The organism is Pseudomonas sp. GXM4 (genome assembly GCF_008923895.1).
Taxonomy (GTDB): Bacteria; Pseudomonadota; Gammaproteobacteria; order Pseudomonadales; family Pseudomonadaceae; genus Aquipseudomonas; species Aquipseudomonas atacamensis.
On sequence record NZ_WBRZ01000285.1, the window covers coordinates 1 to 6,651 of the forward strand.

Annotated in this window: 5 protein-coding genes; 3 read left to right on the forward strand and 2 right to left on the reverse strand. The window is 61.7% G+C overall.

Annotated elements, in window-relative coordinates; genetic code table 11:
- Positions 1-46: 46 nt before the first annotated feature.
- On the reverse strand, positions 47-1,216 hold the full coding sequence (locus tag F8N49_RS23865) for a DUF1624 domain-containing protein (RefSeq protein ID WP_151552845.1): 1,170 nt from the start codon (positions 1,214-1,216) through the stop codon (positions 47-49).
- 170 nt (positions 1,217-1,386) lie between these two features.
- Here F8N49_RS23865 and F8N49_RS23870 point away from each other — a divergent pair, with 170 nt between their 5' ends.
- Positions 1,387-1,983, forward strand: coding sequence for a paraquat-inducible protein A (locus F8N49_RS23870; RefSeq protein ID WP_073471155.1), 597 nt, complete (start codon positions 1,387-1,389; stop codon positions 1,981-1,983).
- Positions 1,980-2,666 (forward strand): paraquat-inducible protein A, encoded by a 687-nt coding sequence (locus F8N49_RS23875; RefSeq protein WP_071172742.1) that lies wholly within the window; start codon positions 1,980-1,982, stop codon positions 2,664-2,666. The genes F8N49_RS23870 and F8N49_RS23875 overlap by 4 nt, the downstream gene beginning before the upstream one ends.
- Here the strand turns inward: F8N49_RS23875 and F8N49_RS23880 are convergent.
- Positions 2,599-5,625, reverse strand: a complete 3,027-nt coding sequence (locus tag F8N49_RS23880; protein WP_151552849.1) for an FAD-binding and (Fe-S)-binding domain-containing protein — start codon at positions 5,623-5,625, stop codon at positions 2,599-2,601. The two genes, F8N49_RS23875 and F8N49_RS23880, sit on opposite strands and share 68 nt — an antisense overlap.
- Before the next feature lie 157 nt (positions 5,626-5,782).
- Between F8N49_RS23880 and F8N49_RS23885 the strand changes: the two genes are divergently transcribed.
- Positions 5,783-6,651 (forward strand): LysR substrate-binding domain-containing protein (locus F8N49_RS23885; RefSeq protein ID WP_151552847.1); only part of this gene is annotated, 869 nt, incomplete at its 3' end.

Here is a 6,651-nt window from a genome sequence, read left to right on the forward strand (position 1 = left end):
ATTCGCCGCTTTCGTGAGCAAGCTCACTCCCACAACTCCACGCAATTTACAGATATTTCAGCCAGCTGATGTCCCGGCGCCGCGCTTTCAATGCAGAAAACCAGCGCACTGCCGGGAACAGCACCACGGCAAGAACCACCGCCGCCAGCCACACCGCCGTCACCGTCGAAAAGCCGAAATAGCTGCCCTGATTCAGGCCGAACAGCGCCACGCCAATCAGGTACAACACCTTCAACGCATACAGATGCAGCAGATAGAAAAACATCGGCGCCGAGCCGAACACCGTCAGCCAGCCAATCCAGCGGCGACTCTGCACGCGCTCAAAGGCGAGCAACAGCAACAGCCCCACGCTCACAGTCAGCGCGATGAACAGCAGCGATGGCGGGTATTTGGTGATGTTGAAAAAGCTCATCAGTGTCTGCACCAGCGAATCGCTGATCGCCCACGGCTTTTCGCCGTAGCCGTTAATCAAGCGCAGCACCACAAATCCCAACAAACCAGCGACCCCGGCAATCAGCAAACGACGCTGACGCACCGCCGCGTCCATGCCGCGAGCAAACCACGGCCCCAGCACATAGCCCAGGCCGATTACACCAATCCACGGCAGCAGCGGGTACGAGGTGCGCAGGCGCAGGGTTTCGCTGATCTCGATCCAGCCTCGATCATGCAGAATCGCCCAAGGCACATGCAGTGCCGACTCGACCGGGAAATGCACTGCGTCGAGCAGGTTATGCCCGGCGATGATCGCCACGCTCAGCGTCAGCAGCAGCGCACGTGGCAACCAGACCAGCAGCGCCAGCGCGATCATGCTCAGGCCGATCGCCCAGATCACTTGCAGGTAGATCACGCTCGGCGGCAACTGGAAGGTCCAGGCGAAGTTGACCAAAGTGAATTCCAGCGCCACCAGGAACAATCCGCGCTTGAACAGAAACGCGCTGACATCGGCTTTGCCGGCGTATTTTTCGCCGTAGAGCCAAGCCGACAGACCGGTCAGCAAGACGAACACCGGCGCACACAGATGCGCCAATGTGCGGCTGAAAAACAGCGCCGGCTCGGTGCTGGCAATGTCCATCGGATCGGAGACCTGTCGGTGCAACAGGAAGGTTTCGCGCACGTGATCGAGCAGCATGAACAGGATCACCAGGCCTCGGAGCGCATCAATGGACAGCAGCCGGCCAGTCGTCAATGGGGCAGAACGGGGAAGTACAGGGGGCATGGGTCTTTCGCAATCGAGAGGAATAACACCGGACAGCCACAACGCCGCCCGCAAATTTCGCGTTACCTTATAACACCAGAAAAACAAAACCCAAACATGCAGCATCGAAGTTGCCCATCAGCGCCAGCCTTCTATAGTGAACAGGTCCGCCCTGCCCTTGAGCGCTGTCCATGGTCAATACCGAACACCTGATCATCTGCGAGCACTGTGATTGCGTGTACGAGAAAGTCGTGCTCGGCAAACACCAGAAAACCCTGTGCGTACGCTGCGGTGGCGTGCTGCAGCGCTTCAACGGCCTGACCATCGAGCAGCGTCTGGCGCTGACGTTCACGGCCGCGATGCTGTGGCTGTTCGCCAATTTCTATCCGGTGATGAGCATCAGCCTCAAAGGCATGAAAAACAGCGCGACCCTGTGGGATTCGGTGCTCGCGCTGAGCCAGGGACCGATCACCTTTATCGCCATGGTCGCGGCGATCGCAATCATCATCGCCCCGGCATTTCAGCTAGTGTTGCTGGTCTGGGTGTTGACTTTCGCCCTCGGCATGAGGCGGGCACCGGGGTTCAATCTGTGCATGCGCTGGCTGGAAACCCTGCGCCCGTGGAGCATGCTCGAGGTGTGCCTGCTGGGGGCGATGGTCGCGGTGTTCAAACTCGCCGGCCTGCTCGATGTGCTGCCGGGGATCGGCCTGTTCGCCCTGGCGGTGCTGAGCCTGATGATGATCCGCATTGCCGGCCGTGACATCCGCGAACTCTGGGACATTTTATGAAGCGTCCACCGACCGCCAGCGAACTCAACTTGTGCCTGTGCCACAGCTGTGGCCTGGCCTGTGACATGACCGACGAGCCACACGAATGCCCACGCTGTGATGCGCCTTTGCATCGGCGCAAGACCAATTCGCTGACGCGCACCTGGGCGTATATGCTCGCCGCCCTGGCCTTTTATATCCCGGCCAATCTGCTGCCGGTGATGAATACGGTGATGCTCGGCAACGGCGCCGACAGCACGATCATGAGTGGCGTGCTGGAGTTCTGGGAGGCCGGAGCGTGGGACATTGCCCTGATCATTTTCATCGCCAGCATCGCGGTCCCGGGGGTCAAATTCGTCGCCCTGACCTTGCTGCTCGTCACCGTGCAGCGCAACAGCGATTGGGCGCGCAGGGAGCGTTCGAAGCTGTACCGCTTCGTCGAACTGATCGGCTACTGGTCGATGCTCGATGTGCTGGTGGTCGCGCTGGTCGCGGCGCTGGTGAAATTCCAGGCGCTGGGCGATATCGAGCCACGACCGGGCATCCTGTTCTTCGGCCTGGTCGTGGTGTTCACCATGCTCGCGGCGATGAGTTTCGACCCACGCCTGATCTGGGACAGGGACACCAGCGACACGGTCAGCGACGCAGCGTCTGGAGCAGCACCTGCAACGGATGGCGCAGCGCCTGATCCGACTGGCGCTTGACCTGGCTGCGGCAGGAGTAGCCGGTCGCCAACGCCTCGCCCTGCTCCGCCGGAGCCTGCACCTGGCGCGCCCACGACTGCTCGTAAATGACGGCTGAGGTCTGGCGATTGCGTGCTTCGTGGCCGTAAGTACCGGACATGCCGCAGCAACCGGTAGCCTGCGTGGCCAGCTTCAGACCGGCACGTTCGAAGACCTGCTCCCACTGGCGGGTCGCGGCCGGCGCGTTGGTTTTCTCCGTGCAATGGGCGAGCAGACGGAACGCTATCGGCTGAGCCTCAGGCGTCCGTTCTGGCATGACCTTGAGTAACCATTCCTGAACCAGCGCTACTTCTGGGCACTCATTCAGGCCCGGTACTTTCAGGTATTCCTGGCGATAGACCAGAGTCATCGCCGGATCCAGCCCCAGCAGCGGCACGCCGGTCTGCGCCAGCGCCTGCAACTGCTCAGCGTTACGCAACGCCGCGCGATTGAACGCCGAGAGAAAGCCCTGCACATGCAGCGGTTTACCGTTGGCGCTGAACGGCGCGAGATAGACCTGATAACCCAGGCGCGAAATCAGCTCGACCAGATCAGCCAGCAGCGGCGCCTCGAAGTAGCGGGTGAAGGCGTCCTGCACGATGACCACGCTGCGTTCGCGTTGCCCTGGGGTCAGCGCCGACAACGTTGCGACGGTTGCCGGCTGCACCTGCCAACGGCGCATCGCCGCGTGGAAATCGAAACGGCTGAGCAACGGCACATCGACCATGCCACCGATCCGCGCCAGTGCGCCACGCACCCAGCCCGCGCCCATCAAGCCGTTGTACAGCGCCGGAATACGCGCCATGTAGGGAATGGTGTATTCCAGCGAGGCAATCAGGTAATCCCGGGCCGGACGCAGATAACGACTGTGATACAGCTCGAGAAAACGCGAGCGGAATTCCGGCACGTTGACCTTCACCGGGCACTGCCCCGCGCAGGATTTACAGGCCAGGCAACCGGCCATGGCGTCGTACACCTCATGGGAAAAATCCGCCGATGGATCGCGACTGTTGCGCCAGCGCTGCCACAGCGTGCTGAAAAACGCCGGTTTACGAATCGCATCCGAGAGTACGTCGACACCTGCCTCGCCCTGCAACCGCAGCCATTCGCGAATCAGCGAAGCGCGGCCCTTGGGCGATTGCGCGCGTTCGCGGGTGGCTTTCCACGACGGGCACATGGCGTCATCAGGATCGAAGTTGTAGCAGGCGCCGTTGCCATTGCAATGCATGGCCGCGCCGTAGCTTTGCCAGACTTTCTCGTCGATCTGCCGATCCAGCTCGCCGCGCAGGGTCACTTCGTCGATCTTCAGCAGTGCCGATCCGCTGTTGGCCGGCGTGGCGATTTTGCCGGGATTGAACTGGTTGAACGGGTCGAACGCCGCTTTCAAGGCTTGCAGCGCCGGGTACAACTCGCCGAAGAATGCCGGCGCGTATTCCGAACGCAGGCCCTTGCCATGCTCGCCCCAGAGCAGGCCGCCGTAGCGCTGGGTCAGCGCCGCTACGCCATCGGACACCGGGCGTACCAGGGCCGCTTGCTGCGGGTCTTTCATGTCGAGGATCGGCCGCACGTGCAGTACGCCGGCGTCGACATGGCCGAACATGCCGTACTGCAAGCCGTGGCTGTCGAGCAGGTCGCGCAGTTCGGCGATGTATTCGGCCAAATGCTGCGGCGGCACTGCGGTGTCTTCAACGAACGGCTGCGGGCGGGCTTCGCCGGCGACATTGCCGAGCAGGCCCACCGCCCGTTTGCGCATGCCATAGACCTTGTTCACCGCTGCCTGACCAACCGCCAGCGTATGGCCCAGGCGCTCCACGGTGCGGTCGTTTTGCAGATGTTCGAGGAACGCTTCGACGCGGCGTTGCAGATCTTCGGGATCGTCACCGCAGAACTCGACCAGATTGATGCCCAGAGTCGGCCGCTCAGCGTTTTCCGGAAAATATTCGGCAACGCCGTGCCAGACGATGTCCTGCATCGCCAACAGCAAGACCTTGGAGTCGACGGTTTCAATCGACAACGGCTTGAGCGCCATCAACGCCCGCGCATCACGCAAGGCATCCATGAACCCGGCGTAGCGGATGTTGACCAGCATCGTGTGCTTGGGAATCGGCAATACGTTCAACCGCGCTTCGACGACGAAGCCCAGCGAGCCCTCAGCGCCACACAGCACGCTATTGAGGTTGAAGCGCTGGTCGGCCTCGCGCAGATGCGCCAGGTCATAACCGGTCAGGCAGCGGTTGAGATCGGGAAAGCGTGCCTTGATCAGCTCGCCCTGTTCATCAATGATCTGCCGCGCACAACGATAGACTTCGCCGACGCGATCATCGCGGGCGCACTGCGCTGCAAGCTCATCCTCGGCCAGCGGCAGGCCGTGCAGACGCTCGCCGCCGCGCAGGATCATTTCAAGTTCCAGCACATGGTCGCGGGTCTTGCCGTAGGTGCAACTGCCCTGGCCGCTGGCGTCGGTGTTGATCATGCCGCCGACCGTGGCGCGGTTCGAGGTCGACAGTTCCGGAGCAAAAAACAGCCCGGCGGATTTCAGCGCGGCGTTGAGCTGATCCTTGACCACCCCGGCCTGCACGCGCACCCAGCGCTGTTCAACATTGATTTCCAGAATGCGATTCATGTGCCGCGACAGGTCGACGACGATGCCGTCCGTCAGCGATTGGCCGTTGGTACCGGTGCCACCACCACGCGGGGTGATCACCACTTTCTCGTACGCCGGTTCGGCAATCAGCCGCGCCACACGTGCAACGTCTTCGGCGTCCAGCGGAAACACCGCCGCTTGCGGCAAGCGCTGATAGATCGAGTTGTCGGTCGCAAGCACCACGCGGCTGGCGTAATCAGCGCTGATTTCACCGCGAAAGCCGCTGTCTTTCAGGGCGGCGAGGAATTGTTGGTAATCGCCGGTCAGGGCTTTGGCAGGCGACAGCTGGGCAATCATCGGTCGGGTCATCTCGGTCAAATCGGGCTGTGTGGCGGTGAACAGTTGTGCGCAAGGAATGATTGCGTCAGGCTCCGCCATCTGATTGCGCCCATGTTCATTGCTGGCCAGCCATGGAACAAGCGTAATTTCGACCCGCTATCGATGAGTTTTACGAATGAATCCGCGCACCCTCACACCGTCCATGTCGCTGCTGCTGGCTTTCGAGGCCGCCGCTCGCCACGAGAGCTACACCCGCGCCGCCCATGAACTGTCACTGACGCAGAGCGCGGTCAGCCGCCAGGTACAGATTCTCGAGAAGATGCTCGGCATGCGTCTGTTCAGCCGTGAAGGCCGGCAGGTGGTGCTGACGGATGTCGGGCGCATGTATCAGCGCGAGCTCAGCGAAGCCCTCGGGCAGATTCGCAGCGCAACCTTGCAGGCGATGGCGTTTGGTTCGGGCATCCATAGCCTGCGCCTGGCGACGCTGCCAACCTTCGGTTCGAAATGGCTGCTGCCACGGTTGAAGGATTTCTACACGGCGCACCCGGGCATGACCGTGCACTTGCATTCGCGGATCGAAACCATCGACTTCGACACCAGCGAAATCGACGCGGCGATCTGTGTCGGCGGGGGTGAATGGCCAGGCCTGACCGCCCTGCCCCTGCACACCGAAGAATTGGTGGCGATTGCCAGCGCGCAGCTGTCGGCGACTGAACGCGACGAGGCCGAGCGGCACATTGCCGGGCAGTTGCTGCTCAACGTCAGCAGCAATGCCCAGGCATGGGCGGAATGGTTCAGCCATCACCAACTTGCGCATCGCAGCATGCGGATCGGACCGAGCTTTGAAATGACCTCGCACTTGATCCAAGCGGTACGCGCCAATATCGGTGTTGGCCTGGTGCCGCGGATTCTCGTCGAGGAGGAATTGCTCAAGGGCGAATTGCTGCAACTGGGAGAGCCGATTACCAGCCGACGCAGCTATTACCTGGTGTACCCGCCGCGTAATGAGAATCTGCCTTCGTTGAGAGCGTTTCGGGATTGGCT